At 71.1% G+C, this 25,579-nt stretch carries 22 protein-coding genes; 4 read left to right on the forward strand and 18 right to left on the reverse strand.

Annotation, left to right across the window (positions count from 1 at the left end):
• Positions 1-3: 3 nt before the first annotated feature.
• Complete coding sequence (locus NDAS_RS22540) at positions 4-534, reverse strand: DUF1360 domain-containing protein (RefSeq protein WP_013155558.1); 531 nt, start codon at positions 532-534, stop codon at positions 4-6.
• Positions 527-2,398, reverse strand: coding sequence for a glycoside hydrolase family 15 protein (locus NDAS_RS22545; RefSeq protein WP_013155559.1), 1,872 nt, complete (start codon positions 2,396-2,398; stop codon positions 527-529). Before NDAS_RS22545 ends, NDAS_RS22540 begins: the two co-directional genes overlap by 8 nt.
• Positions 2,399-2,553: 155 nt before the next feature.
• On the opposite strand from NDAS_RS22545, the gene NDAS_RS22550 reads away from it, so the two are divergent.
• On the forward strand, positions 2,554-3,606 hold the full coding sequence (locus tag NDAS_RS22550) for an SDR family oxidoreductase (RefSeq protein WP_013155560.1): 1,053 nt from the start codon (positions 2,554-2,556) through the stop codon (positions 3,604-3,606).
• 33 nt (positions 3,607-3,639) lie between these two features.
• Positions 3,640-4,005 (forward strand): DUF3140 domain-containing protein, encoded by a 366-nt coding sequence (locus NDAS_RS22555; protein WP_013155561.1) that lies wholly within the window; start codon positions 3,640-3,642, stop codon positions 4,003-4,005.
• A gap of 94 nt (positions 4,006-4,099) precedes the next feature.
• Here NDAS_RS22555 and NDAS_RS22560 read toward each other — a convergent pair whose 3' ends face one another.
• Positions 4,100-5,485 (reverse strand): MFS transporter, encoded by a 1,386-nt coding sequence (locus tag NDAS_RS22560; protein WP_013155562.1) that lies wholly within the window; start codon positions 5,483-5,485, stop codon positions 4,100-4,102.
• Positions 5,486-5,816: 331 nt separating this feature from the next.
• On the opposite strand from NDAS_RS22560, the gene NDAS_RS22565 reads away from it, so the two are divergent.
• The gene (locus NDAS_RS22565) at positions 5,817-6,659 is read left to right on the forward strand and encodes a hypothetical protein (protein ID WP_210745426.1); all 843 of its coding nucleotides are present in this window, start codon (positions 5,817-5,819) and stop codon (positions 6,657-6,659) included.
• A 6-nt stretch (positions 6,660-6,665) separates the two neighbouring features.
• On the opposite strand, the gene NDAS_RS22570 is transcribed toward NDAS_RS22565, so the two are convergent.
• The 14 genes from NDAS_RS22570 to NDAS_RS22615 form a co-directional block, all read right to left on the reverse strand.
• Entirely contained in the window at positions 6,666-7,319 is a 654-nt protein-coding gene (locus tag NDAS_RS22570) for a hypothetical protein (RefSeq protein ID WP_041553271.1), read from the reverse strand.
• Between the two features lie 101 nt (positions 7,320-7,420).
• A complete protein-coding gene (locus tag NDAS_RS28230; protein WP_232051603.1) occupies positions 7,421-7,945 on the reverse strand; it encodes a pentapeptide repeat-containing protein in 525 nt (174 codons plus the stop codon).
• A 288-nt stretch (positions 7,946-8,233) separates the two neighbouring features.
• On the reverse strand, positions 8,234-8,377 hold the full coding sequence (locus NDAS_RS29000) for a hypothetical protein (RefSeq protein WP_013155566.1): 144 nt from the start codon (positions 8,375-8,377) through the stop codon (positions 8,234-8,236).
• Positions 8,378-8,577: 200 nt separating this feature from the next.
• Complete coding sequence (locus tag NDAS_RS28730) at positions 8,578-9,426, reverse strand: hypothetical protein (RefSeq protein ID WP_126625017.1); 849 nt, start codon at positions 9,424-9,426, stop codon at positions 8,578-8,580.
• A gap of 476 nt (positions 9,427-9,902) precedes the next feature.
• A complete protein-coding gene (locus NDAS_RS28740) occupies positions 9,903-10,247 on the reverse strand; it encodes a hypothetical protein (protein ID WP_126625018.1) in 345 nt (114 codons plus the stop codon).
• A gap of 8 nt (positions 10,248-10,255) precedes the next feature.
• On the reverse strand, positions 10,256-12,655 hold the full coding sequence (locus NDAS_RS29380; protein WP_013155568.1) for a hypothetical protein: 2,400 nt from the start codon (positions 12,653-12,655) through the stop codon (positions 10,256-10,258).
• A 57-nt stretch (positions 12,656-12,712) separates the two neighbouring features.
• A complete protein-coding gene (locus NDAS_RS22580) occupies positions 12,713-13,048 on the reverse strand; it encodes a DUF6507 family protein (RefSeq protein WP_013155569.1) in 336 nt (111 codons plus the stop codon).
• Complete coding sequence (locus NDAS_RS22585) at positions 13,045-13,383, reverse strand: hypothetical protein (RefSeq protein ID WP_013155570.1); 339 nt, start codon at positions 13,381-13,383, stop codon at positions 13,045-13,047. The genes NDAS_RS22580 and NDAS_RS22585 overlap by 4 nt, the downstream gene beginning before the upstream one ends.
• Positions 13,384-13,619: 236 nt before the next feature.
• Positions 13,620-15,041: a DUF6177 family protein gene (locus NDAS_RS22590; protein WP_013155571.1), complete on the reverse strand. Its 1,422-nt coding sequence runs from the start codon at positions 15,039-15,041 to the stop codon at positions 13,620-13,622.
• A gap of 60 nt (positions 15,042-15,101) precedes the next feature.
• The gene (locus tag NDAS_RS22595) at positions 15,102-16,274 is read right to left on the reverse strand and encodes a VWA domain-containing protein (RefSeq protein WP_013155572.1); all 1,173 of its coding nucleotides are present in this window, start codon (positions 16,272-16,274) and stop codon (positions 15,102-15,104) included.
• On the reverse strand, positions 16,271-18,766 hold the full coding sequence (locus tag NDAS_RS22600) for a DUF5682 family protein (protein WP_013155573.1): 2,496 nt from the start codon (positions 18,764-18,766) through the stop codon (positions 16,271-16,273). The genes NDAS_RS22595 and NDAS_RS22600 overlap by 4 nt, the downstream gene beginning before the upstream one ends.
• The gene (locus tag NDAS_RS22605; RefSeq protein ID WP_013155574.1) at positions 18,766-19,881 is read right to left on the reverse strand and encodes an ATP-binding protein; all 1,116 of its coding nucleotides are present in this window, start codon (positions 19,879-19,881) and stop codon (positions 18,766-18,768) included. Before NDAS_RS22605 ends, NDAS_RS22600 begins: the two co-directional genes overlap by 1 nt.
• Positions 19,878-21,380, reverse strand: coding sequence for a DUF5691 domain-containing protein (locus tag NDAS_RS22610; protein ID WP_013155575.1), 1,503 nt, complete (start codon positions 21,378-21,380; stop codon positions 19,878-19,880). Before NDAS_RS22610 ends, NDAS_RS22605 begins: the two co-directional genes overlap by 4 nt.
• Complete coding sequence (locus tag NDAS_RS22615; RefSeq protein WP_013155576.1) at positions 21,377-22,624, reverse strand: SWIM zinc finger family protein; 1,248 nt, start codon at positions 22,622-22,624, stop codon at positions 21,377-21,379. Before NDAS_RS22615 ends, NDAS_RS22610 begins: the two co-directional genes overlap by 4 nt.
• 387 nt (positions 22,625-23,011) lie before the next feature.
• Between NDAS_RS22615 and NDAS_RS22620 the strand changes: the two genes are divergently transcribed.
• Positions 23,012-24,355: a cytochrome P450 family protein gene (locus NDAS_RS22620; RefSeq protein WP_041552943.1), complete on the forward strand. Its 1,344-nt coding sequence runs from the start codon at positions 23,012-23,014 to the stop codon at positions 24,353-24,355.
• Positions 24,356-24,592: 237 nt separating this feature from the next.
• Here the strand turns inward: NDAS_RS22620 and NDAS_RS22625 are convergent, their stop codons facing one another.
• Complete coding sequence (locus tag NDAS_RS22625) at positions 24,593-25,558, reverse strand: TIGR03557 family F420-dependent LLM class oxidoreductase (RefSeq protein WP_013155578.1); 966 nt, start codon at positions 25,556-25,558, stop codon at positions 24,593-24,595.
• Positions 25,559-25,579 lie beyond the last annotated feature (21 nt).

Consider the following 25,579-nt stretch of genomic DNA (forward strand, 5'->3'; position numbering starts at 1 on the left):
GCGCTACTCCTGGGCCTTCTGGAGGCGCACGTACGCCAGCTGGAGCCAGTCGGACACGGCCACGGCGCTGAACACCGCCCCGGTCCCCCGGGTCACACCGGGCGCGAACACCAGGCCGAAGGCGTAGGCCGTGGCGATCCACTGCGCGGTGCAGAACGGGCAGGTGATCAGCTCACCGACCGCCCGGCGTGCGCCCTGGCCGCGTACCTCCTCGGCCAGCTCGGCCGGGGCCGAGACCCCCTGGAAGCGGGTGAAGAACGCCCGGAGCGGGCTGGTGACCGCGTCCTTGGCCAGCATCCGCGACAGCTTGTGCGTGGTCAGCCCCATCAGCGCCAGGTCCCACGGCCCCACGCTCTCGGCCCTGCGCCTGCCCCGGAACCGGCGCGCGGCGAGCAGCCCGACTCCCACCAGGGCCAGGTAGCCCGAGGCCACGGCCGTGTACCCGAAGAGGGGTTGGTCGCTGTCGCCCCGGTAGGCCTCCGCCTCCTCCTGGATCGTCTCCTTGATGTCCCCGGTGGTGTTGTGGTCAGCCATCTGCTCCAGTCCTCCTTCGTCGTGTCGCGCCGCTCGACCTGTCGCGCACCCACGAGTGCAGCGCCTCCCCGTCCCCCGCCTGGTCGAGGTTGACGGCCGCCTCGATCAGCGCGAGGTGGGTGAAGGCCTGGGGGAAGTTGCCCAGCATGGTGCCGTCGGCGGCCATCTCCTCCGCGTGCAGGCCGAGCTCTCCCGAGCTCCCGCACAGTTCCTCGAACCTCCGCCGCGCCTCCTCGGTCCGCCCGGCGAGCACCAGGGCGGAGACCATGTCGAAGGAGCAGAGGAGGAAGGCGCCCTCCGGGGTGCCCAGTCCGTCGTCGGTCGTCCCGGGGTCGTACCTGTGGACGAGCCCGCCCTCCCCGCCCAGCTCCGCGTCCACCCGTTCCAGGGTCGCGAGCACGCGCGGGTCGGTCCCCTCCAGGAAGCCCAGGAGCGGGATCCTCAGCAGCGACCCGTCCACGTGGGACGAGCAGTAGGACTGCGTGAAGGTCCCGGCCTCCGCGTCGTAGCCCCGGTCCAGGACCTCCTGGCGCACGGCGTCCAGCTCCTTGCGCCACTTGTCCAGCGGGACGTCCCCGCCCGCCTTGCCGGACTCGGTGGCCAGCTGGATCCCGCGGTCCAGGCACACCCAGGCGTAGACCTTGGAACTCGTCCAGTGCCGCGGCCGCGACCGCACCTCCCACATGCCCTCGTCCGGCTCGCGCCAGACCCGGCACGCCGCGTCGACCATCGAGGAGAGCTGTTCGACGTCCCCGCGCCCGAGCCCGCCGGTGGCCTCCTCGTAGGACAGCGCGGCGTCGAGCACGTGCCCGTACACGTCCAGCTGGTGCTGTGAGTAGGCGTCGTTGCCGACGCGGACCGGTCTGGACCCGGCGTGTCCGGCGAGGTGGTCCAGGGTCTCCTCCTCAGGCGGCGGCTGTTCGTCGACCGCCTGCACCGGGGGGACCCAGTCGATCGGCTGACCGCACATGCGCAGCAGGAAGCGCAGGTAGTGCCCCGCCTCCTCGGCGTGCCCGAGCCGAAGGAAGGCCAGGACGACGAGCGCGGCGTCGCGGTGCCAGACGTAGCGGTAGTCCCAGTTGCGCGGGCCTCCCGGCCACTCGGGCAGGGACGTGGTGGGTGCGGCGATCAGGGCGCCGCTCTCCTCGTGGAGCAGACCGCGCAGGGTGAGGGCGCTGCGGCGCACGTGCGTGGCGCCGACCCCGTCGTAGTCGGTCCGGCCGGACCACTCCCGCCAGGCGTCCAGGGTCTCCCGCAGCAGCGCCCGGCCCTCCCCCAGTCCGACGCGGCGCCCGCCCTCCAGGTAGTCCAGGGCGAACACGGCGGTGTCCCCCTCGGCCAGCTCCACGCGGTACTCCGGCACGCCGTCCCGCGCGAGCGCGGGCGCGGGCGAACCCGACAGCATCGGCCCCGAGGCCTCGCGCAGTCCGCCGTCCACCCGCTCCCACACGGGTTCGGCACGCGCGAAGTCGGGTCTGGCGTCGAGCCGCGAGCGCACGGACGTGCTCCCGGAGCGGCACTCGACGACCCGCAGGAGGAGACCCTGCCGGTACAGGCCCGCCCCGCCCTCCTCCGGCCTTCGCACCGCGAGCAGGTCGCGGACGGCCACCTCGGTGTCCGTACCCCGCCAGAGCGTCTCCAGGACGAGCGTGTCGTCGACGTAGGCGCGTCCGGCCGGGCTCGCCCCCTCGACCTCCAGGGTCCATCCGCCTCCGCGCGGGTCCAGGATCCCCGAGACGAGGGCGGGCCCGTCGAACCGGGGAACGCACAGCCAGTCGACGGTGCCGTCGGGTGTGGTGAGCGCGGCGGTGTGGCAGTCCGAGAGGAAGCCGTGGTCGCCGATGCTCGCGGTGCCCTGCGCCATCCGCACCTCCGAGTCGTGTCGTGTTCCCGGGAACCCCTCATGTGCGACTGCCCCGGGGCGCACCCGGCGAAACGACAGCTCAGAAGCTTGCCGCGGCACGTACATACCGGGCGGCGCTCCCGGGTAGCGGAGGGTGCGAAGGGCCGGAAGCGGCCGTGTCGACCCGTGTGGGGGTGGCCGAGGTGGCCGGGAGACCTAACGGCCGGATCGCGGTGGTCAGCGGAGCCAGCGCGGGCGTCGGAAGGGCGACCGCGCGCGAGTTCGCCCGGCGGGGGTACACCGTCGCGCTGCTCGCGCGGGGGCAGGCGGGGCTGGAGGCCGCCGCGGAGGAGGCCCGCGCCGAGGGCGTGGCCGCGCTGCCGCTGCGGGTGGACGTGAGTGACGCCGAGGCGGTGCGCGGGGCCCTGGCCCAGGTCGAGTCGGAGCTGGGACCGGTGGACGTGTGGGTCAACTGCGTGCTCGCCACGGTCATCTCGCCGTTCATGGAGGTGGAGCCGGAGGAGTACCGCCGGGTCACCGACGTCTGCTACCACGGCTACGTCTACGGCACCCAGGCCGCCCTGGAGCGCATGCTGCCCCGGGACAGGGGGGTGATCGTGCAGGTCGGGTCGGCCCTGGCCTACCGCGGCATTCCCCTGCAGGCGGCGTACTGCGGTGCCAAGCACGCGATACGCGGGTTCACCGACTCCGTCCGCGCCGAGCTGATCCACCGCGGATCGGGCGTCCGGGTGACGGAGGTGCACCTGCCCGCGGTGAACACCCCGCAGTTCACCTGGACGCGCGCGCACCTGGACGGCCGCCGCCCGCGCCCCGTGGCCCCCGTGTACCAGCCGGAGGTCGCGGCCCGGGCGATCGTCTGGGGTGCCGAGCACCCGAGGCGGCGCCGGTACTGGGTGGGGGTCTCGACGGTGGCCACCGTCCTGGGCCAGCGGTTCGCACCGAGGGTGCTCGACTGGCAGCTGGGGCTCACCGGACGCAAGAGCCAGGTGCGCGACGCCCACCCGCCCGCGCGCGACAACCTGTTCCGTCCCCTGGACGGCGAGCACGACTTCGGCGCGCACGGCGAGTTCGACGACGAGTCGCGCGAGTCCAGCCTGCTCCAGGAACTGAGTCAGCGGCGGAGCACTGTGGCCCTGCTGGGCGCCGCGGGGTTCGCGGTGGGGGCCGCGGGCTACGCGGTCGCACGGGGAGCGCACCGGCGGCCCTGAACAGCGACGAAGCCGAAACCGAGGGGGAAGAGCATGGCCGAGCACGATCCCGCCGTGGACGAGGCGTGGGAGGAGTTCCACGCGGTGGTGAACATGACCGGGGAGCAGCTGCGCGAGTGGCTGCTCACGAACGCCTCGGGCGAGGACGCCTTCCGCACCGAGCCGGGGCACACGGTGTCCCGGAGGGGCGAGGCGGTCGTGAACCTGCTGAACAAACGCCGCGTGGACGTGACGGAGTCCGACGTCGAGCTGATGCGTGAGGTGACCGAGTACGTCCGCGGCCAGCTCGCGGACCCGCACCGCGAGGACGCGCGGTGGCGGCACCGGCTGATGTCGGTGGGACACGACCCGCTCAGCCCCGACTCGGCGCGCCCCGACGAGGAGGACCTCGCCGGGTAGCGGTCACCGCGAGGCCGGGGCGGGCGCGGACGCCCGCCCCGGCGCGCGTCGGCACCCGACCGCGAACCCGCCGGTCGGCCGCGGACGGGACGGCTCAGCGAAGGGGCGGGCCGTGCGGTTCCGTTGTCCTCCTTCTTCCGAGGGACCAGGCCGCGGCCGCCGCCAGGACGGCGAGTCCGCCCAGGACCGGGCCCACGACGTGGAACGCGTCCGTGAACCGCTCGCCCTCCAGGCGTCCCCCGGTGAGCGCGGCCAGGAGTGCCCCGACCGCGGCGAGGGCGACCGTCTCCACGGTGATCCGGGAGGCGTTGAACACCCCGGCCGCGACGCCCGTCCGCTCGGCGGGCACCGCACCCATGGCCATTCCGTCCACGACGCCGTTGGTGAGGCCCACCCCGGCTCCGACCAGCAGGAACGGCAGGAGCAGCCGCCACGGTGTGGCGTCGGGCCCCAGCGCGAGCAGCCCCGTGGCTCCGGCGGCGCACAGCAGCAGGGCGCCGACCACGACCGCGGTGTGGGGCAGGCGCGCGGCCAGTTCCGCGCCCGGGGCGGGCAGCAGGAGGGTGGGCAGCGTGAGCATCAGCAGCCACAGCCCGGCCTGACCGGCGCCCAGCCCCACCACGGCGATCAGGTACGACGGCAGGTACACGAGCAGGGGCACGAGCACCGCCATGAACGCGGCGGCGGCCAGGGCGTGGGCGACGAACCGGCGGTTGGCCAGCAGGACCAGGTCCACCAGGGGGTCGCTGGCCCGGCGTTCGACGAGCACGAAGGCGATCGCCAGAGCCGCGACCAGGGCCAGCCCCGCGAGCACCGTCGGCAGGCCGCGCGCGGGTCCCTCCACCAGGACGGCGATCGAGGCGAGCAGTGCCGAGGTGAACAGGACGGCTCCGAGCCGGTCCACGGGCCTGCCCGTGCCGCGCGCGGCGGGCAGGAGGGGCACGAGGAGGAGGACGAGCCCGGCCACGGCGGCCGGGGAGGCGAACGCGGCCCGCCAGCCGAGGTTCTCGACGAGCAGTCCGGCCACGGCCGGGCCGAACGCGGTACCGGCGCCCAGCACCGTGCCCAGCAGGCCGAAGGCCCGGGCCCGCGCGGGGCCCTCGAAGGCCGCGGCGATCATCGAACTGCCGCCGGCGACCGCCGCCGCGGCGCCGACGCCGCCCGCCGCGCGCAGCAGGTTCAGGGCGGTGACGTCCCGGACGAGCAGGCACAGCAGACCGCTGGCGCAGAACAGGGCGAGGCCGAAGGCGTAGACCCGGCGGCGGCCGACCGCGTCGGCGACCGACCCCGCGCACACGAGGAAGGCGGCGAAGCAGGCGTTGTAGGAGTTGACGACCCACTGGGCGGCGGTCAGCGTGGCGCCGAGTTCGGCCTGGACGGCGGGCAGGGCCACCGAGGCACCGGTGATGGCCAGCGGGAAGGTGAGCGTGGAGAGCAGGACGGCGAGGAGGAGTATCCCGCCGCGGTCGCGTGTGGACAAGAGGGGCTCCGTGGCATCGGAAAGGCGGAGCCGGGCAGCACGCGGTACCGCACCGGCGTGGTCGCTGATGCGGCGGGAGGACTCTGGGGTCGGCCGCCGCTAGGCGGCCGCGTCATCCGATTCGGGCACGGGCGGGAGCCTAACCGGTTCCCGGCGGTCCGGGCCAGCGGTTTTCCGCGCCGAGGACAGAACCAGAAGGGCGCAGGCGAGGGAGTATGGCCGCGTCGCCTGCGCCCGGGCGCCAGGCAGGTCATGCGGCCGCCGTCACCCTGACCTGGATCCGCGCGGATTCTCTGCTGGAGTACGTCGGCGGGGACGACCGGCACCGTCCATGAGGAGAAGGCTCGTGTCCAATGTCTATACGAACTTCCTGCGTGTCATCCCCCGGCCTGGCCGGAGGATCGAGCGCTGCGAGGCCGAAGAGGTCATCGGCCGGGTACTCAACGGGCGCGGCTCCTACAACGTCCCGGTGACGGTTCGACTGGCAGCCGACGGAAGCCTTCTCGACATCCAGGCCGGATGCGGGAAGAACCCCGGCTTCTACGACTTCTGGGACGAACACCATGGCCGATACACCTGTATGTGGGAACGGTTCTTCGACGATGGCGGCCTCCAGGACACCATCACCTACCACGGACAGGAAGGGGGAACCGATCACGGTGTGTTCTGGTACGGGTTCGACGAGGTCCGCGTTCTAGGAGCCGCCGAGCACCTTCCCGACCTCGGTGTGCCGTTCGTCCACTGGAAACCGTTCGGTGACGGTGCCTGGCGCGCCGACGTCAGCGGCCGCTACCAGACCGGAAACGACCGGACCGACATCGAGAAGGCGGGACCGTGTTCGATGAAGGTCGAGTGGAACCCACCGGTCATGGACGTGGCTCCTGGCGGTCTCGCCACACCGACGACTCCCAGCCGCTGGAACGCGGAAATCGTGAGGATGGAGCCGAGCGGGCTGCACGGCTTCGTGGAGCGTGGCCACCACGGCACCGCGAAGGGGTCGCGCGCGGAGCGCGTGGAACTCCTCTGGCGCGGACGCGTGGTGCACCGGGCGCAGATGGAGTACGAAACCGACTTCGATGAGTACGCGTGGGAGCAGCGCAGCGCCGACGACTGGGACAACTGCCTGGACCCGGACTACCTCGCGAGCATGCGGATGTACGGGCCAGGGAGTTGACGCGGCTCAGGCGAGCCTGTCGGTGAGGTCGGGAGCCAGACCGTCCACGATCTCGTAGGGTTCGGGAGCACGGATACCGTAGCCGTCCACAGCACCGAAGTAGGTGGGTTCTCCCGGGTTCGTGGCCGCATGCAAGGTGGACTCGACCTCTTTCAGAGCCGCTGCGAGCCGGGGTGCGTTGGCCGCGTGCACCTCCGGGTGGGGGACGCCGGAAAAGGCGTGGTGTGCCCAGACGTCATGGTGAACGGCCGCCTCCACCGAAACGTCCTCGAACAGCGGCATGGTCTCCAGGAGGACGAGGTCCGCTTCTGTGTGAACGTTTCCCCGAGCGTCCGTCCAGGCACCCCCGCCGCGTGTCCGCAGCAGCTTGACCCGTGCGTCGGGGGCGTCCCGCGGACGGGAGGCCAGGAGGCGCTGCGCGTACTCAGGCGTGTCGATGGCCCCGGCAACCGGAACAGTCCGGTGGGCATCGGGCCCACGGCTCTGCGGATGCTCCCAGCAGACCTCGACGGATTCGACCTTCAGCAACCCACGGCGGTCAAGGATCCCGGCGACGGCTGCCAGCGTGGAGAGGCAGTGGAAGACATCTGCGTTCTCACCTGTGTCGACGAACCACTCCCACGAACCAACAGCCTCGGGAGCCCTGAGGAGTTCAGACATCAGTTCCATCCCGGAGCCTGATACTTGGCTTCGTGAACACTCTCTTCTGGCTTGCCATCCACTAGAAAGCCAGACCGGAGAATCAATTGTTCCCCCTACGGTCAAGCGATAGTGCATCCGTCGCCTATTACAACTCTCACGTCCGGCGCCCCGTTGTCCCGGAACCACTCGGCAAGCTCTGGCCCACCGATGACGCGGGGTTCCCTTTCCGTGCCGACGTCCACGGTCCCCCTGACCCAGCCACCGGCTCCGGTCACTGTGCACCCGAGGACCTTGACCTCCTTGAAGACAGTGGTTCCGGAAGCTTCACCCGGACCGAACCACACGCCCGACAAATCTGATTCACGCAGATCCGTCTCGTGCATCCATGCCGCGTTGAGGTATGCCCCTCTGAGACATGATCCAACGATTTCAGAACGGTAGAATTTGGCACCAACGAACGAGGCCCTACTGAAGTCAGATCCCCGCGCCTCACACTCCGAGAGGTCGGCCTTGCGGAAATTTGATCCGACGAAACGAGAATTGTTCAGTACAGCCGCACCGAGCTCCGACTTGGAGAAGTCACATTCGCTAAATACGCACTCACTGAGATCAGTCTGAATAAAATGAAGGCATGCCATGGGCATTCCTGACAGGTTAGCCCCTCGCAAATCCACCGTGGACACCCCCAACCCCTCGCCCTACCCCCGAAGCGCGTTCAGACCGACAACAATACGACAGGATGTCCGAAGCGCACCAACTCTCGGACGGCACGGCGACAGATGCAGCATGCCCCCTTCACACGAAGCCCCCGAACAAGTAGCCAAATCTCCCAGAAGCAGGGAAAGGGCTCGAAAATGGAGCCCCTTGATCACTCGTTCTCAATAAAGAAAAGCGACAGGCAGCCAAAGAGAACCAAGTTCCCCAAAGTAAATTTAATTAATGAAACCCTCCACCTCGGGGTCCTTCAAAATCTTGGCGTATGCCCGCGCCGTTCGTTCGTCGTACCCATCATCGAGATACATCTGGATTAGCTCTTCGAGCGTGTAGTTTTCCGGGTCATCAACAACAGCGATCATCGTAGATTCCAATCATTAGCAAAAACCTCGTCGAGCGCCTGGGCTATCGGCCTGAAGTCATCATCCCTCTACTGTCGGTACTGATCAACCCCTCCCCCGTCAAGGTGACTACGGATCTCCTCCTGGAGACGACGATCCCCTGTCCGCTCGGCAACCCACTGAGCATACGAGCGCGCGAACAGCTCCGGCTGACCAATCATTTAGTCTACATAGTAAGTAGAAGGCTCCGCGTACAGTGCTTTATACTGCGGCGAGCTTCTCACTGTAGACGCCCAATCCCTCAACGCTGGCGTCGATGGCATGATTGATGCCAGTCGCCTTGGCGATCCTGTTATGGCATGGTCAATCGCATGCCCAATCTCATGCACCAAGGTTTCTCGGAGATTAGGGTCCACTGGGTTCAACAAAATGGTACGACTTCCCGGTTCATATCTACCGGCGCGCCCAGCACCCAATTCTCGAAGCTCAAAAGTGACCGTTTCCATCACCGCAGGAAATCTATGCACTTTACCAACAAGTTCAATCGCCTCGTCAATCTCGACAAGGATTTCCCTCGGCATGTCGCCAGAAATATCACTAGGGAAATCGGTTCGACTTTCCAAAGTGAAATCATCCGATTCTCCACCCACCAGCCCAGAATGGTCGAGATGACCGTCAAGAGGCGTGTTGTTCGCGTCAGAATCGAATTCAAGGCCTGACCTTGGGTCCGCGTTCATCGATGAATCGGAAGCATCATCAGCAATACCATCTGCGCCGCTTCCATACGCCGACCTGGAGGCACCCCCTTCACTGTTCATTCCAAGGTCAACATTCTCATCGTCAGGATTTACGGCAATCCGTTCCCCTCTGAGATCACCCGTGCCGATAGTCAAGTCAGCGTCGACTATCGGGGAGGCACCGTCCTGGTCGTTACCGCGCTGGAGTTCTGTGTCCGGCCGCGTGTACGAGGCAGAGGCGCCAAGTTCATCGCTACTTCCCGTAGTCGTTTCGGACCAGTTCTCTCGTTCCAGGTGAGCGCCGTTATGAACGTCCTCACTGAAGTGGTCCAAGGAATCATCGTCGCGAGGGTAGTTAGACGTTGTGCCGCTGTCCTGGGGCTGCGGCGCGGGCGGGTTCTGCGAGGGCCGGTCCCCGCCACCGTCGGGCACGGGGGTGGTCGGGGTGGAGGCGGGCGGGCGGTACCGGTCGGGGTCCAGCAGTGAATCGTTCAGCATGGTGAGCGGGTTCTCGAAGCGCTCCCCCGTGGGGCGCTGCCCCTCCCCGGCACCCGGCAGCGGACTGCTGGGCCAGCCCCGCGTTCCCGCTCCGCCACGCGACGTGAAGCTGACCACCCCTGCCCCGCCCCACCATCGCGACGGCCTTGAGAGCTTTGAGGGATAGCCCAATGGTCATCAGCGCGGCGTTGGCGCCGATGGTGGTGTTGGAGTAGGCGACGCCGTCGTCCCGCGTGGACCAGGCGGTGTGCCCCTCCCACACCACGGCGAGGCTGTCTTGGGCATTGTCGAGCCAAAGGATCTTACCAAGATCACTTCAGTCGGGGCCTATACACAAGAGGATGGTCATTTCCGTCAAAGCGAGAGGCAATCTCCCATTTCGTTCTCTCGGAAATAAGATCAAAGATGAATTGCACCTTTTCAGGGCTTTCGGACCACGTGGCCCAAAAAACATCTATGGCCGTGTTATATGGCCCCGACAAGACCTCTTCCACATGCACATCGATCTCACCAATGCGTTCATCGCCGGATGCGATCCGAAATTCAAAGGTTTCAGGGGCATTGCTCCACTCCTGCACCACTTCAGGGAAACCACGCAATGCAGAAGCAACTTCACCAAGACTAGCAGAAACCTCAATAAACTCCGCTCTCGACAATCTTCCCCCTACGGCCAAACGATAGTGTACCCGTCACCAATTACAACTACCTCACTGAGGTCTCCTCCATAGTTGAACAGCCCACTCCCAATCCTCTTAACGGCATCCTCTTGAGAAGTCCCCAGGTGCCTCACATCAAAAACCATCCGGCGAGACTGCCCCCTCGCGTTCCTAATGTTCCGCTCGAAAGATCTTGCAGTATCTGATTCGAGGACTTTGAACTCGACCGTCTCACCAGTGCCGGATATTACAGCCTCCGGAGTCCTAACTCCGTCAACGGTCGACTCCTTAATGGACTCAACCTCAATGCCATGCTCTCTGAGATATTCTGCCACCCTTACTTCTTTATCACTGAAGTGCTTCCATTCAGGGCCAACAAGCCCTTCGCTAGCAATATCTTCAAATGACCTCGGGTTGGCGCGTCCAGTTGGCGGCTTGGTCTGGTCCGGACGCGGAAGGAGACCTTCCGTATCGACTCTATCCGGAAAGGCATCCAAAAGCCGTTCCTGACTACCTTGCGAATCATCTCCGTTATCTGGTTGAGGCTTCTGAGGTTGATCGTTGTTGTCACGACCGTTGTCGGGGCCGCCTTCATCACCATCATCGCCACCGGTACCGGTGCGGTCGTTGGGGGGCTCGTCGCCCCCGCCGCCGCCACCGGCGGCGGGCTCGGGACGCTCCGCCTCCGGCTCCTCGCGCGGACCAGCCGTGCCCTCTCCCGCATCGCTCCGGTCGCTCTCGTCGTCCTCGGCGCGGGGCGCGTCGGTGTCGCCGCGCTGGGACTCGCCCTCCGGACGCGGCGTCGGGGCCGGGGCGCCGGGCCTCTCCTCGGGCCCTCCCGGTACCTCCGTGTCCTCCTCGTCAGAACGCCGCGGAGTGTCCTCGTCGCCCGGTCGGTTCCGGGGGGTGCCGCTGTCCTGGGGCTGCGGCGCGGGCGGGTTCTGCGAGGGCCGGTCCCCGCCACCGTCGGGCACGGGGGTGGTCGGGGTGGAGGCGGGCGGACGGTACCGGTCGGGGTCCAGCAACGACTCGTTCAGTTGGGTGAGCGGGTTCTCGAAGCGCTCCCCCGTGGGGCGCTGCCCCTCCCCGGCGCCCGGAAGCGGGCTGCTGGGCCAGCCACGCGTTCCCGGCCCGCCCCTCGACGTGAAGCTGTCCGAGCCCGAGCCCGAGCCCCCGCCGGAACCCGGGCCGGAGCCGTCGAACTCCGCGTCACCCGAACCCCCGGGGGCGTCCATGGAGCTGACCACCCCCGCCCCGGCGATGATCTTGAGAGCCTTGAGGGGCAACCCGACGGTCATCAGCGCGGCGTTGGCGCCGATGGTGGTGTTGGAGTAGGCGACGCCGTCGTCCCGCGTGGACCAGGCGGTGTGCCCCTCCCAAATCTCGGTGAGGCTGCCCCAGGCGTTGCCGGTCCACCGGTCCCATCCGGCGCCCCAGCCCTCCTGGCCGCCCTCGCCCGGCTCCCACAGCCACCCGTGTTCGTCGTGGACACCGACCAGGGTGGCCGTGTCCATCCACGCGTCGCCCCAGGCCGCCGTGGCGTTGTCCCAGCGGCCCCGCGGATCGAACCGCCACCCGTTGTCGGGGTGCCAGAACCCGAGCTTGGACGTCAGCCCCACCGCCGTCCCCCACAGGAAGTCGGTGGCCCCCGTGTCCCACAGCGCCTGGCCGATGGGATTGCCCCAGTCCATCAGGGAGGGGTGGAACTCGCTGCCCGCCCACGCGGCGAAGTCGTTGATGTTGCTGTTGACGCCCTCGAAGCTCAGGGCGTTCTCCAGCGACAGGTCGCGCTCACCGGCGTCGGTGGGCAGCCCGTAGACCAGCGCTCCGTCCCCGGCGGCCTGGTCCGGGGACACGTAGGCGGGGCCGCCGAACACCGCCGAGATCCGGGTGGCGCAGGCGTTCTCTGCCTCGTTGAACGTGGACCAGGCCGTGTTGACCGCGTCCTTGATGCGGATGTTCTCCGCCAGCGCCCACTCGTCGGTCTCGTCGTCCTTGTTCAGCCACCACACCTTCTTGTCGTGGTTGGCGTTCCACAGGCTCTGGGCGTCGATCCGCAGGGTGTTGAGCGAACCGCGCGCGGTCGTGGCCGCCTCGGCCAGGTCCTCCAGCGCGCTGGCGACGGTGGCGAGGTCGCCCTGGAGGCCCTCTCCCCGGGTGAGGACGGGGTCCATCGCGGCGAAGAGCGTCTCGCTCTCCGGTGCGCTGTAGTGGGCCTGGAGCCCTCCCCAGGTGGAGGACATGTCCTCGGCCCCGCCGAAGAGGTCCTCCCCGCCGGTGCGCAGGGTCTCGGCCGCGTAGTTGAGGGACCAGACGTCGGTGAGGGGGTAGGGGATGGTGTCGGGGTCGATGAGCGTGAACGGGTTGGGGTCCACGCCGTTCTGGGGCTCGGTGGGCTCGAAACTCACCAGGGGGCCTTCCGTGGGGGCGGGGCGGGGGTGTCGGGGGTGCGGGGGCGCGTCGGGTCAGAGGTCGAGGTTCTCGCCGGTGCCCGCCTGGCTCTGGGCTTCGGCGGCCATCTCCTCCTGGCCCTGGTTGTAGGCCAGCGTGGCGTCGTTGGCGCCCTGCAGGCACGACAGGGCGCGGGTGAACATGGCGTCGGTCTCGCCGGTGAAGTGCTCGAAGAACCCGGACAGGGCGGCCTCCACGGGCGGGCTCTTGGCGTTGGTCAGCGCCATCTCGATCCCGTCGGCGGTGGAGTCGATGGTGTCGGAGAACCCGCCTCCTTCGAGACCGAGCTGGTCGCCCAGGTCACCCAGGACCAGCGAGACCCCGTAGACGTCGATGTTCCACCGGCTCATCGGCTCTCCTCTCCGGGGGTGTCAGCGGCGAACCGGTGCGCCTGGAACAGCGCCCCGGCCCCGGCCTCCGGGGCTTCGGCGGCGTGGACACGGGCATCGGCGGCACGGACACGGGCCTCGGCCGTGCTCTGCTCCGCGACGCGGGCCCGCAGCAGCTCCAGCGAGGCGCGCACGCTCTCGACCGCCCTGGCCCTGCGTTCCCGCACGGGCCTAGGGAAGGCCGCGTCCGGCTCCTTGAGGACCACGATCCCGTCGGTGGGCGCCGGGTCCCGCGGTTCGGCGACAGCGGCGTTCCCGTCCGACTCGTCCGACGGCTCCACCAGTTCGAACTTCATCCGGTCGCTGCCCTCCCTCGTCGACTCCGCGGTCCGCCTGGCGGACTCCAACAGCAGTATGCGCGTATGGAGTGACGTTCCACGATCGGTCCCGGTTCCGCGGGAGACCCCGCTCCGGCGGTGGTCAGGCGCGGGGTCACCGGTCGAGCCGAGCGGAACACGCAGGTGGGAACAGTGAAAGTGACGTGCGTCACTACCGCTCCGGAAAAGGGCGACGGGACTCCCCCAGGAAAGGCTCAGCCCCTCTTCGCGGAGGCCGCGGACAGGTACTCCGTCTGCCTCCGCATGAGGTCCAGGGCGCGCAGGGGCGCCACCGCGTCCTCCACCACCGGGTACCAGACCGCCCGGGCCCCGTCCGCGCCGACGAGCGTGCCCGGGATCGGCCCCGCCTGGGCGCGGCCGGTCCCGATCCGGCGCAGCCGGTCCGGCCCGACCGCGAGCCCGACCGGGACCGCGGGCCCCGCCCACACCGGCGCGTAGGTGACATCGGCGCGCCCGGGGACGCGGCGTACGCGCAACCCGTCCAGCAGCCCCTCGGCCGCCAACGCCTCCACCAGGGCCGGAAACGCGTCGGAGGGCACGGCGTCCCCGTTCTCGAACCCGGCCACCACCGACACCCGCTCCAGGACCCTGCTCCCGCGCCGGGCCAGGTGGAGCTGTCCGGCGAAGGGGCGCCCCCCGCCCAGCGGACCCGACAGGTACAGGATCGAGGGCCTGGATCCGCGTTCACGCACGTAACCGGCCATCCGGTCGCGGTCCCAGGCCATGAGCGCGGGCTCGTGCGGACCCCACGCCGACGGCGCGGTCCCCGCCACGTGCTCGGAGACGACCTCCGCCACGCGGCCCAGGTCCGGGGTGAAGGGGTCGCCGTGGAGCACGGACACGTCCACCACGATCTGCGTTCCGGCGCTCTCGGTGTCGTCCGCGAGGAACCCCGAAACCGGCTCGGCGTCCGGATGCCCGGCCGCCCACGCCAGCCCGGCCGGTTCCCTGTCCGCGCGGAACCCCTGCTCGTCGTCCCAGCGCACGGGCAGGCCGGTGATGCCGTCGTAGTGGCCGCCGTCCTCGCCCCGCACCACCCAGCGCCCCAGCGTCCCGGCCGCGAAGGTGCGTACCGCGTAGGTCAGACGGGCGGTGGGCGGGGTGAGCACCTGGAGCGTCCTCTCCCCGACGTGCGTGGCCACCGCGTCGCTGAGCCAGGACGAGAACGGCACCACCGCCCGGTCCTGGGCGACCAGGAGCGCCCCGGTCGCGGTGCGTTCGACCGCCGGGTGCTCCGACTCCTCCCACAGCCCGAAGTCGGCCCGCCCCGAGGTCCACACCGCCCCGCCGAGCCGCAGCGCGAGCCCGTCGGCGAACCGGTGCGCCACCTCCCGCCCCCGCTCGTCGGGGCGGGCGCGCGTCTCCACCCACCAGAAGGTCTCCGGCAGGCCCGCCACGACCTCCGGCCCCAGCAGGCGCACGACCGCGTCCGAACGCTCCACCGGCTGTCCGGGTTCGAGGGTGGCCAGCAGGTGGTCGTCCCCGTCGCGGATCTGCAGGACACGGGTGTCGCCGTGCCAGTGCAGCCGCAGCTCGGGGTCCACTCCTCCCAGGGCGTGGACGACCGCCTTCTCGTCGGGCTCGTCGGCGACCAGGGCCACCACGTCGTAGCTCAACGGCTCTCCTGAGGGGGGTCGGGGGGCGGGCGGGGACCGCCACGGCCCCGCCCGCCCGGATCAGGCGTCCTGGTGCTTCTCGACCCAGGACGTGAGGGGTTGCCCCTGGATGGCCGCCGCCATCAGCTCGGGGAACATGTCGGGGGTGCAGGCGAACGCGGGCACCCCCATCTCGGCGAGCGCGGACGCGTTCTGTCGATCGTAGAACGGCGCGCCCTCGTCCGACAGCGCCAGCAGCACCACCACCTGGACCCCGGCCGCCTGCATCGCGGCCACCCTCCTCAGCATCTCCGCTCGGACACCGCCCTCGTACAGGTCGCTGATCAGCACGAAGACCGAGTCGTTCGGCTTGGTGATGAGCCCCTGGCAGTAGGCGATGGCCTTGTTGATGTGCGTGCCGCCGCCCAGCTGCGTGCCGAACAGCACCTCGACCGGGTCGGTCAGCTGCTCGGTCAGGTCCACCACCGCGGTGTCGAACACGACCAGCGACGTGCGCAGGGTCTTCATCGAGGCCAGCACCGCGCCGAACACGCTCGCGTAGACCACCGAGGAGGCCATCGAACCGCTCTGGTCGATCGCCAGCACCACGTCCTTCTGCACGCCCCGGCTGCGGCGGCCGTACCCCACCAGGGTCTGCGGCACGATCGTGTTGTGCTCGGGCAGGTAGTGGGCCAGGTTGCGGCGGATGGTGGCGTTCCAGTCGATGTCGGCCACCCGGCGCGGCCGGTGGGTGCGGGACGACCGGTCGATCGCCCCCTGCACCAGGGACCGCGTCTTCTGCGCCACGCGCCGCTCCAGGTCGTCCACCACGCGGCGCACCACCGCGCGGGCCGACTCGCGGGCCTGGTCGGGCATCACCCGGTTGAGGGACAGCAGGGTTCCCACCAGGTGCACGTCCGGCTCGACGGCCTCCATCATCTCCGGCTCCAGGAGGAGCTGGTGCAGCCCCAGCCGGTCCATGGCGTCCTTCTGCATCACCTGCACCACGGAGGACGGGAAGTACTCGCGGATGTCGCCCAGCCAGCGCGCCACGCGGGGCGCCGAGCCGCCGAGCCCTGCGGAGCGCTGGGCGCTGGTCCTGCCGGGGCCGACGCTGTCGTAGAGCGCCTCCAGGGCCCCGTCCATCCCCTGGTCGGCGGCGCTGAGGCCGGAGGCGCCGACCCCGCCGGAGCACTGCGCCTCCCGGCCCAGCACGAGCCTCCAGCGGCGCTCCCGCTCGTCCACGGCGTTCATGTGCGCACCTTTCCGTCGGTGAGGATGGCCAGCGCGGTGGCCAGGGCCGGGGCCGCGCGCCGGGTGTCCACGTCCACGCGGGCCGGGGCGGCCCGCTTGGCGGCGGGCGCCGTCCCGAGCCGCAGGGCGGCCGAGCCGATCTCCTGGCGCTCGGGGCCGTTGAAGGCCCCGAAGGTGCGCCGCAGCAGCGGCAGCACCGCGGTGAAGCGCTCCTCGGGCAGGGAGAGCAGCCAGGTGTCGATCAGCCCGAGCAGCCGGTCGTCGTGCACCAGGATCAGCCCGCTGCCCTGGAGGAACCCCTCCAGCCAGGCCGCGGCCGAGGCGGGTTCGACGCCCGGGGACATCGCCAGACCGAGGCGGCGGCGCAGTTCGTCGGTGTCCACGAGCCCGGAGTCGGACAGGATCCGGTTGACCCGGCCGGCGATGCGGCCGGGCAGGGTGTCGCGTACGGCCAGGGCGGTCAGGGCCGCCGTCCAGGCCTGGGCGCCCTCCCCGCCGAGGAGGGTGGCGGCGCCCTGCGTGGCGTCGATCTGCCGGACGAACCGCTCCGCAGCGTCGTCGTCCAGGCCGTGCACGGCCGGTGCCAGCCCGACGCACACCCGCCGCAGGATCTGCTCGGCCACCGTGCTCAGGTAGGCGCTGTCGGTGCCGCGCACGTCCCCGTAGCGGGCGGAGCGGGCCAGCGGCGGCAGCGCCTCCATCAGGTGGGTGACGTCGCTGTCGGTGGCCGCGCGGTCGGTGAGCAGGGACAGCACGCGGGGCAGGGCCCCGCCCAGGTCCGCGAACAGGCACTGCTCGGTGAGGGAGGTCAGCGCGGGCAGGGCCGCGTCCTCGGCGAGGTCGGCCACCCGGGCCGTGGCCGCCGAGGCGACGGTGGTGCCCCACCGGCTGGCCTCGATCAGCGCCACGTCCATGTCGGGGTCCCAGCGCAGCCGCCACGACTCCCGGAAGGTGCCCTTCTGCCCTCCGTCGGGGGTGCGCGGAACGCCCCACTCGACGCCGAGCAGCCGCAGCCGGTGCAGCAGCACGCTGCGTTCGCGCTGGCTGTCCTTGCGCAGGTCCAGGTCGAGGTCGCTGTCGAAGGGCTCGGCCTTGAGCCGCAGGCGCTTGCGGATCGCGATGAGGTCGCGCTGGAGCGGAACCATGGGCGTGGACGGGGGCACCGAGCCCATCCGCTCGCCGACGGCCATCCGGCGGTGGACGAGGGCGGCCCGGGTGGGCTCGCCCTCGCACAGGACGGCCGTGAGCGCCTCGGCCACCTCGTCGAGTCCGGCGAGCGGCCGCCCGCGCAGCACGGCGAGGCTCTCGGCCAGCCGCACGCCCTCGATGACGTGGGACGAGGACACCGCCAGCCCCTCCTCGCGGAGCATGCGGGCGGCGTCGGTCAGCCACCGGTGCACCGGGAGGTCGGGCGCGGTGAACAGGTGGTGGTACCAGCCGGGGGCGGCGACCCCGGCGCCGTAACCGCTGGAGGCGGCCAGGCGCCCGTGGGTCCAGGGCACCCAGGTGGCGGTGACCTTCGCCTTGGGCAGGCCCTTGAGCAGGGCGGTGTCGTCCTTGACCGAGTAGTCGGCCAGGTCGCGCAGGGCGGGGGCGTGCCAGGCGCCGCAGACCACGGCGATCCGCTCGTGGCCCTCCTTGAGGGTGGCGCGCAGGGTCTGGCGCATGTACGCCTCCCGGCGCGCGTCGCGCTCCGTCTCGGGGCCGGACTCGGCGCGGACGGCGGCCATGGCGTCGGCGATCGCCGGGAACGGGGAGGGCTCCCCGTCCCGGCGCTGCTCGATGACGTCGTCCCACCAGCGCTCGGCGTCGTCGTAGCCCGCCGCCTCGGCGAGCACCCCCAGGGGGTCCAGCCGGATCCGCTCCGGCTCGCCGACCTCGCCGCCGTCCGTCCCGTCAGCGGCCTCCGGGGTCCCGGCCCCGTCGGTCCCGCCGCTTCCCTCTGCCGCGACAGCCGCACCGGCTCCGGCCGCCTCGGGGTTCCCGGCAGCCTCCTCGGCCCCCGGGTCCTCTGAGTCCCCCTCCGTGCGGGCGCTCTCCTCCTCGGCCCGGCGCCGCTCCTCGGCCTCGGCGACGCGCTCGGCCAGGGTGTTCGCGGCGGGCAGGTCGCAAAAGCGCACCCGCACGTCGTTCTCCACCGCGTAGCGCAGGGCCTCCCACTCCGGGGAGAAGCTGGCGAAGGGCCAGAACGCCCACCCGTCGCCCTCCGCCACCCTCAACGGTCGCGCTCCGCGCGCAGTCTTTTCCTTACCGTCACCCGCTCTCGGCTCGTCCCCCTTGGGGGTGTCGGCGAGGTAGGCCAGCAGCGCCACCGGCGGCTCCAGCTCGCCCACCAGCGAGGTGAGGGCGTCCGCCTCCGGCGGTCCCTCGATCAGCACGGCGTCGGGTTTGATCTCCTCCAGCGCCGCCCGGACGGCCCGGGCCGACCCCGGGCCGTGGTGCCGCACGCCCAGGACGTGCAGCCCGCTCGTGTCCAGTCGGGGCCGACCCATCAGGCGCCCACCTCGCGGCAGGCGCGGTAGAACTCGCCCCAGCCGTCGCGCCCGCGCGCGACGGTCTCCAGGTACTCGCGCCACACCACGCCGTCGGACACCCGGTCCTGGACGACGGCGCCCTGGATGCCCGCGGCCACGTCGGCCGGGCGCAGCTGCCCGTCGCCGAAGTGGGCGGCCAGCGCGATGCCGTTGGTGATCACCGAGATCGCCTCGGCGGTGCTCAGCGTGCCGCTGGGCGACTTGACCTTGGTGCCGTTGTCCTCGGTCACCCCCGAGCGCAGCTCGCGGAAGACGGTGACCACCCGCCGGATCTCGGTGAGGCTGGTGGGCACCTCGGGCAGGTCCAGGGCGCGGCCGAGCTGCTCCACCCGCTGGGTGACGATGCGGACCTCGTCCTCGGCGCTGTCAGGGACGGGCAGCACCACGGTGTTGAACCGGCGGCGCAGCGCGCTGGACAGGTCGTTGACGCCGCGGTCGCGGTCGTTGGCGGTGGCGATGATGTTGAAGCCGCGCTGGGCCTGCACCTCGACGCCCAGCTCGGCCACCGGCAGGGCCTTCTCCGACAGCACGGTGATGAGGCCGTCCTGCACGTCGGAGGGCATGCGGGTGAGCTCCTCGATGCGACCGATGGAGCCGCGCGACATGGCGGTCATCACCGGGCTGGGCACGAGGGCCGCCTCGGAGGGGCCCTCGGCGAGCAGCCGGGCGTAGTTCCAGCCGTAGCGGACGGCCTCCTCGGAGGTTCCGGCGGTGCCCTGGACGAGCAGCGTGGAGTCGCCGGAGATCGCGGCGGCCAGGTGTTCGGACAGCCAGGTCTTGGCGGTGCCGGGAACGCCGATGAGCAGCAGGGCGCGGTCGGTGGCCAGGGTGGCCACGGCGACCTCGACGACGCGGCGGGCGCCGATGTACTTGGCGCTGATCTCGGTGCCGTCGGACAGGGTGGTGCCCAGCAGGTACTGGGTGACCGCCCACGGGGAGAGCTTCCAGCCCGGGGGCCGCTGCCGGTCGTCGGCCTTGGCCAGCGCCTCCAGCTCGGCGGCGTAGGTCTGCTCCGCGTGCGGGCGCAGGGCCTGGGCGGCGTCGGTGCCGATGGAGGGGGTGGAGGTGGTCAACTGAGCTCCCTGTGCATGTCGAGTCGGAACCGGAGGGTGTCCCGGAGCCGGAGGTAGGCGTCGCCGGAGGCGTCGTTGTACGGAGGGGTCTGGTGGAGGTCGGTGAGGTGCCCGGGGGGCATGTGCACGGCCGCGGCCTCGCAGAGCAGCCGGTAGCCGTGGTAGTCCTTCTTGCGGTCCTTGGCGTGCAGGCGCGCGACGACCCGCGCGCTCAGCTCGGGGGTCCAGGGGCCGGGCGTGTCGCGGAGCTGCTCGCCCCAGCGGTTGAGGGAGGCCTTGTCGGTCAGGACGCCGTCGGCGTACGCGCAGCGCTCCTCGACCGGCAGCAGTTCCAGCAGCCTGCTCGTCTGGAATCCCGGTCCCGTGCCCCGCGAACCGAGGAACTCCAGGACGGCCCTGGCCCACTCCACGTTCCGCTGGACGACGACGGCGTTGACCAGGGCGCCCACCAGACGGGCGTTCTGCACGGCCTCCCGGTTCGCCGCCTCGAAGATGTCGGCGGGTTCGGCGCCCAGCAGCCCGGGCCACACGTCCAGCGGCGCGTGGGTGAGCAGCGCCCACAGCCGCTCGGCCCGCTCGTGCGCGTTCTCGTCGTCCTTGGAGGGCGCGGCCAGCGCCAGGTCGCGGTGGACGGCGGCGTCGCGGGTGCGGACGGGGTCCACCCACAGGGCGCCGTCCTCCCTGAGCGAGGCGTGCGCGCGGACGTGACCGCGCAGCCGCTCGGCGTGCGCGCTGTCGGGCAGCCGGGTGAGCAGGGACAGCGCGATCCCGCGCACGTTGGCGCTGCGGTCGTCCAGAGCCCGGTCGAGGAAGTCCGCGTCCGCCGGGCCGAGCCCGGTGGCGAAGGTCTCCAGCAGGCGGCGGCGCAGGTCCGCCTTGGCCAGGTTGGTCCAGACGGCGGCCAGCAGCTCGCGGGCGCGGTCGGGGTCGGTGGCGCGCAGCGCGGCGAGCGCGCGGCGGCGCTCTCCCGGGGTGCCGCAGCCCCAGTCGCGCTCGCTGAACCGGTCGGCGTGGACCGACTCGGCCAGCATGTAGGACCAGGCGGGGTTGAGCCCGGCCAGCCAGTGGCCGCGTGTGCCGACCGCGGCCGCGAGCGCGGGGCGCAGCTCGCTGTCGCGGGCGCCCTGGTCGAGGAGGGCGGGAACGCTGGAGTGCGCGACGCGCCGCCCCGAGGCGGCCACCAGCTCCAGCCACTCGGGGAGGAGTTCGGTCCGTCCCGTGAGGATGTCCTCCAGCCGGTTGGTGGCGGCCTGTCCGGTCTCGGGGCGCTCGTCCTCGGCGCCGGGCTCGACGGGCTCGACGCCGGTGACGGGGGTGTACCCGGCGGCGCGGCGGACGGCGATCAGGGCCGCCCGGTCCAGGAGGGCGACGGAGTCCTCGTCCTCGGGGATGGGGGGCAGGTCGGGGGTGTCGGGGACGGAGCGCTTGGAGGTGCCGACCAGGGCCGTGGAGACCAGGCGGTCCCAGGAGTCCACGGCGGCGAGGGGGTCGGGGGTCACAGGGAGACCGCCTTTCCGTTCCGGTCCCACACGGTGATGGGGGTGAGTCCCGTCGCGGGCGACCACTCGGCGGCGACGGTGGAGGGGTGGCCGCCGGTGACCGCGAGGAGGCGCCAGGGCTCGGGGGAGGCCAGGGGTAGCGCGTGGCCCTCGGTGTCGGTGAGGTACCACCGGCCGTCGTGGGCGGGGGCGGCGCGGTCGAGCACGACCGGCCAGGTGTCGCGCCAGGGGTCCTCGGCGAGGGAGGCGGCGAAGGCGTCGAGGGCCTGCGTGACCGTGCCGCCCTCGGGCGGGGCCGCCTCGGTCGTGGTGCCGTCGCCGACGGGGGCGACCCGGTGGCCGTCGGGGTAGAAGGCGAACTCGGCCTCCACGTCGGTGCCGGCCCGGAAGGGGGTGGTGGGCGCCTGGCCGGATCGGGCGAAGGCCAGGTACAGGGCCACGCGCCCGGTCGCGGTGCCGCGCAGCCACAGGCGGCGCACGCGCATGTCGGCTTCGAGGGCGGGGGCGTCGTGCCAGCCCAGGACCCGCCAGGTGTCGCGGACGCGCTCACCGCCGGCGAGGACGTCCTCGGCCTTGACGGTGATGCCCACCCGGGAGCGGACGGCGCCGCGGACGCGCTCGTCGAGGGCGTCGCCCGCGCGGTAGCCGTTGACCAGCAGGTGGAGGAGGCCGAGCCGTTCGAGCATCCGCTCGGGCCAGCTGTCCCCGCGCGCCGCGGAGGGCAGCTGGGAGACGAGGGAGGCCGCGCCGCCCGCCTTGGCGTCCACGAGCCGCTTGGCCATGCGGTCCCAGTGGTCGTAGCCGTGCTTGGGCACCTCGGCCAGCCCGGTGTCGACCTGGTCGCGCAGCCAGAGGCCGAGTTCGTCGACCCCGGCCCGGACCGCCTCCTCCCTCCTGCGCAGGGTCGCGGCCGCCCGTTCGGGGTCGGCGGGGGCCGCCGGGCTGTTGGCCTTCTCCTGGCGGGCGGCCCTTCCGGAGAGCCACTTGGCCACCCACTCGGGCCGCTCCTCCCGGTCGGCCACGCTGTCCTGGGTCCACAGGGCCAGCAGGCCCAGGACGTGCTTGCAGGGAATCTTGCGGCTGGGGCAGCTGCACTTGTAGGCGGTCCCGCCCGCGCCGTCCAGGTGGACGGCGGCCAGGTAGGGCTTGGAACCGCTGCCCTTGCACTCGCCCCAGACGGCGGAGGTGCCGCCGGAGGGGGCGGCGACCGCTCCGCGCTCGGGCCAGGACGACTCCTTGGCCACCTTCAGGGCGGCCTTGCGGGAGGAGGCGTCCGGAGCCAGAGCCCATACGTCGTCGGTACTCCATCGATCGCTCACACAGAGAACACTACGGACTCCCTATGACAAAAAGCGGCCTTTTCGAACCTTCTTGCGAACGCCCGTGGAACTGTCGCATCCCCGTGGCAGACTCCGGCCGCGGAGCGGCTCCGCGCGGCGCGCGACCCCGGGTTCCGGCGCTCGGGAGCCCCAGAAAAAGTGCGCCTTAATAGCATTTATCACTAATACGTGAGCGCCCTTTCTCCGCCGTGTTGAAAAAAGAGCGCGGCCCCTTCTACAATGAGCGATCCCGCTTCTCCCCTCCGTCACCGCACCGGCACACCATCTCCCCGAAGAGAAGGACTCGGTTCGTTGACGACCACACGGCTGTACGGCACCACACCCGCCACCGGACGCGACGGCCTCTGGGCCGCGCTGCGCGAACGCCACGGACCCGTGGCCCCGGTCGAACTGGAGACCGGCGTACGGGCCTGGCTTCTGCTGGGCTACCACGAGAACCTCGCCGTGTTACAGAACCAGCACCTCTTCTCGCGCGACACCCGCCGCTGGCGCGAGGTGGTCGAGGGGCGCGTCGACCTCGCCTGCGCCCGGCCCGCGCTGTCCTGGCGCCCCAACGCCCTGTACGCCGACGGGGCCGAGCACACCCGGCTGCGCTCGGCCATCGCGGACAGCCTGGCCAGGGTGGACATGAACGCCACCGCCCGCACGATCCGGCGGATCGCCGACGAACTCATCGACTCCTTCGTCGCCGACGGCAGGGCCGACCTCATCTCCGAGTACGCCAATCCCCTGCCCGTGCTCGTGGTCAACAGCCTGTACGGGCTCTCCGACAGCTACGGGTACATGCTGGGCGACCTCACGTCCATCGTCTTCAGCGAGAACGCCGAACGCGCCGAGGACGCCGTCGGCCGCATCCACCAGTACTTCTCCGAACTGGTGGCCCGCAAGCGCAGGATCCCCGGTCAGGACCTGGTGTCGTGGATGCTGGAGCACCCCGCGGGGCTGAGCGACCACGAGGTCGCGCACCAGGCCGCGCTCATCAACAATTCGAGCCACCAGACCACCACACACCTCATCGGTAACACGATGCGCACTCTGTTCACCGACGAGGCGGTCCGCGCCGCCTACACGGACGCGCAGATGACCGTCCACGAACTGCTCGACCACGTGATGTGGACCGACACGCCCTTCCAGATCCTGCCCGCCCGGATCGCCCTCCAGGACATGCGCATCGGCGACGTCGACATCCGCGCGGGCGACGCCCTGCTGATCGGCTTCGACGCCGCCCATCGCGATCCGGCCGTCCACTCCGACCAGGCGGGGGGCAGCAGGGCCCACCTGATGTTCGGCGCCGGGCCGCACGCCTGTCCGGCCCGCGAACTGGCCCGGCTGACCGCCACGATCGCGGTCACCGCGCTCCAGGAGCGCCTGGGCGGGCTCCGGCTCGCCGTGGAGCCGGAGGACCTGCGCTGGGTCCCGTCGCCGTTCCTGCGGGGGTTGCGCGAACTCCCGGTGGTCTTCACCCCGGGCGAGCCCCTCGCCCTCGGCCCCCGGGAGGGCGCCGGAAGGGGCGGCTCCGGAGGGGACGGGCAGTCGGAGGCCGGGGCGCGCGGGGGGGACCGGGACGACAGCGACGAGGGCCACGAGGACGACCTCCTCAGCCGTCTGCTCGCCTGGTGGCGCGGACGGAGTTGACCCCGCCGCGGCGTCGGGTCCTGGCGTCGGCGGCGCGGGCGCGAGCACCGCGCCCCGCGCGGCGCTCCGTCGAGCCCGTGCGCGACCCGGGCCGCGTCCACGTGGGGCCCGGACCGCGAGCGTCTCCACGGAAGCGCGGAGGGAGCCGTGTTCGTCCACGACTCCCTCCGCGGGTACGCCCGGTCCGTGTGAGGGGCCCGGCCCCGGACGGCGCCCGTCCAGCGGGCACCGCCGGGGCTAACCGGCGCCCATCGCCCGGATCGGTCCGGCCAGCTCCCGCTCGAAGAAGCCGAAGAACCCCTCCGGGTCGGGTCCGGCGTTGATCAGGCACAGGTGGTCGAACCCCGCGGAGGCGAACTCCCGCACCACCTCCAGGTGCCGGTCCGGGTCCGGCCCGTACGCGAAGACGTCGCGCATCGCGTCCCTGCCGATCAGGGCGGTGGCCGCCTCGAAGTTCACCGGGTTGGGCAGTTCGGCCTGCACCTTCCACCCGGTGAGCGCGAAGCGGAACAGCTCGCGCGCCGACTCCAGGGCGTCGCCCTCGTTGGTCGCCCACGCCAGCGGCACCTCGGCGTAGCGGGGGCCGGAGCCGCCGTTGTCCTCGTAGACCCGGTTGAGCGCCTTGCTCGGCTCGGTGCAGAACAGTCCGTCACCCGACTCGGCGGCCAGCAGGGCGGCCTCCTCGCCGCCCGCGGCCACGACGATCGGCGGCGCCTCCTCGGGCAGGTCGAAGACCCGGGCGTCCTCCAGGGTCAGGTATTTGCCGTCGTAGGAGTGGTAGCCGCCCGACCACAGCAGGCGGATGATCTGGATCGCCTCGCGCAGCATCTCGTGGCGCCGGGTGGCGTTGGGCCACCCCTGGCCCACCACGTGCTCGTTGAGGCGCTCCCCCGACCCCAGTCCGAGCGTGAACCGCCCCTCGGACAGGATGGCCGTGGTGGCCGCCGCCTGCGCGACGATCGCCGGGTGCACCCGCAGGATCGGGCAGGTGACACCGGTGGCCAGCTCGACGCTGTCGGTGCGTTCGGCGATGGCGGCGAGCATCGACCACACGAACCCGGAGTGGCCGTGGCTGTACAGCCACGGGTGGAAGTGGTCGCTGATCTCCACGAAGTCGAACCCGGCCTGTTCGGCGCGGACCGCCTGCTCCACGATCTCGCGGGGGCCGAAACCCTCGGCGAAGAGCTTGTAGCCCACCTTCATCGCGTCTGTTCTCCCTTCACT

Source organism: Nocardiopsis dassonvillei subsp. dassonvillei DSM 43111 (genome assembly GCF_000092985.1).
Taxonomy (GTDB): Bacteria; Actinomycetota; Actinomycetes; order Streptosporangiales; family Streptosporangiaceae; genus Nocardiopsis; species Nocardiopsis dassonvillei.

Excerpts from the sequence above, each read along its gene's own strand:
- NDAS_RS22540 (WP_013155558.1), bottom strand. The coding sequence starts at position 534 with ATGGCTGACCACAACACCACCGGGGACATCAAGGAGACGATCCAGGAG.
- NDAS_RS22555 (WP_013155561.1), top strand. The coding sequence starts at position 3,640 with ATGGCCGAGCACGATCCCGCCGTGGACGAGGCGTGGGAGGAGTTCCAC.
- NDAS_RS29000 (WP_013155566.1), bottom strand. The coding sequence starts at position 8,377 with ATGATCGCTGTTGTTGATGACCCGGAAAACTACACGCTCGAAGAGCTA.
- NDAS_RS22595 (WP_013155572.1), bottom strand. The coding sequence starts at position 16,274 with ATGAACGCCGTGGACGAGCGGGAGCGCCGCTGGAGGCTCGTGCTGGGC.
- NDAS_RS22625 (WP_013155578.1), bottom strand. The coding sequence starts at position 25,558 with ATGAAGGTGGGCTACAAGCTCTTCGCCGAGGGTTTCGGCCCCCGCGAG.
- NDAS_RS28230 (WP_232051603.1), bottom strand. The coding sequence starts at position 7,945 with ATGCCCATGGCATGCCTTCATTTTATTCAGACTGATCTCAGTGAGTGC.
- NDAS_RS22600 (WP_013155573.1), bottom strand. The coding sequence starts at position 18,766 with ATGGGTCGGCCCCGACTGGACACGAGCGGGCTGCACGTCCTGGGCGTG.
- NDAS_RS22580 (WP_013155569.1), bottom strand. The coding sequence starts at position 13,048 with ATGAGCCGGTGGAACATCGACGTCTACGGGGTCTCGCTGGTCCTGGGT.
- NDAS_RS22565 (WP_210745426.1), top strand. The coding sequence starts at position 5,817 with ATGAGGAGAAGGCTCGTGTCCAATGTCTATACGAACTTCCTGCGTGTC.
- NDAS_RS22585 (WP_013155570.1), bottom strand. The coding sequence starts at position 13,383 with ATGAAGTTCGAACTGGTGGAGCCGTCGGACGAGTCGGACGGGAACGCC.
- NDAS_RS22570 (WP_041553271.1), bottom strand. The coding sequence starts at position 7,319 with ATGTCTGAACTCCTCAGGGCTCCCGAGGCTGTTGGTTCGTGGGAGTGG.
- NDAS_RS22545 (WP_013155559.1), bottom strand. The coding sequence starts at position 2,398 with ATGGCGCAGGGCACCGCGAGCATCGGCGACCACGGCTTCCTCTCGGAC.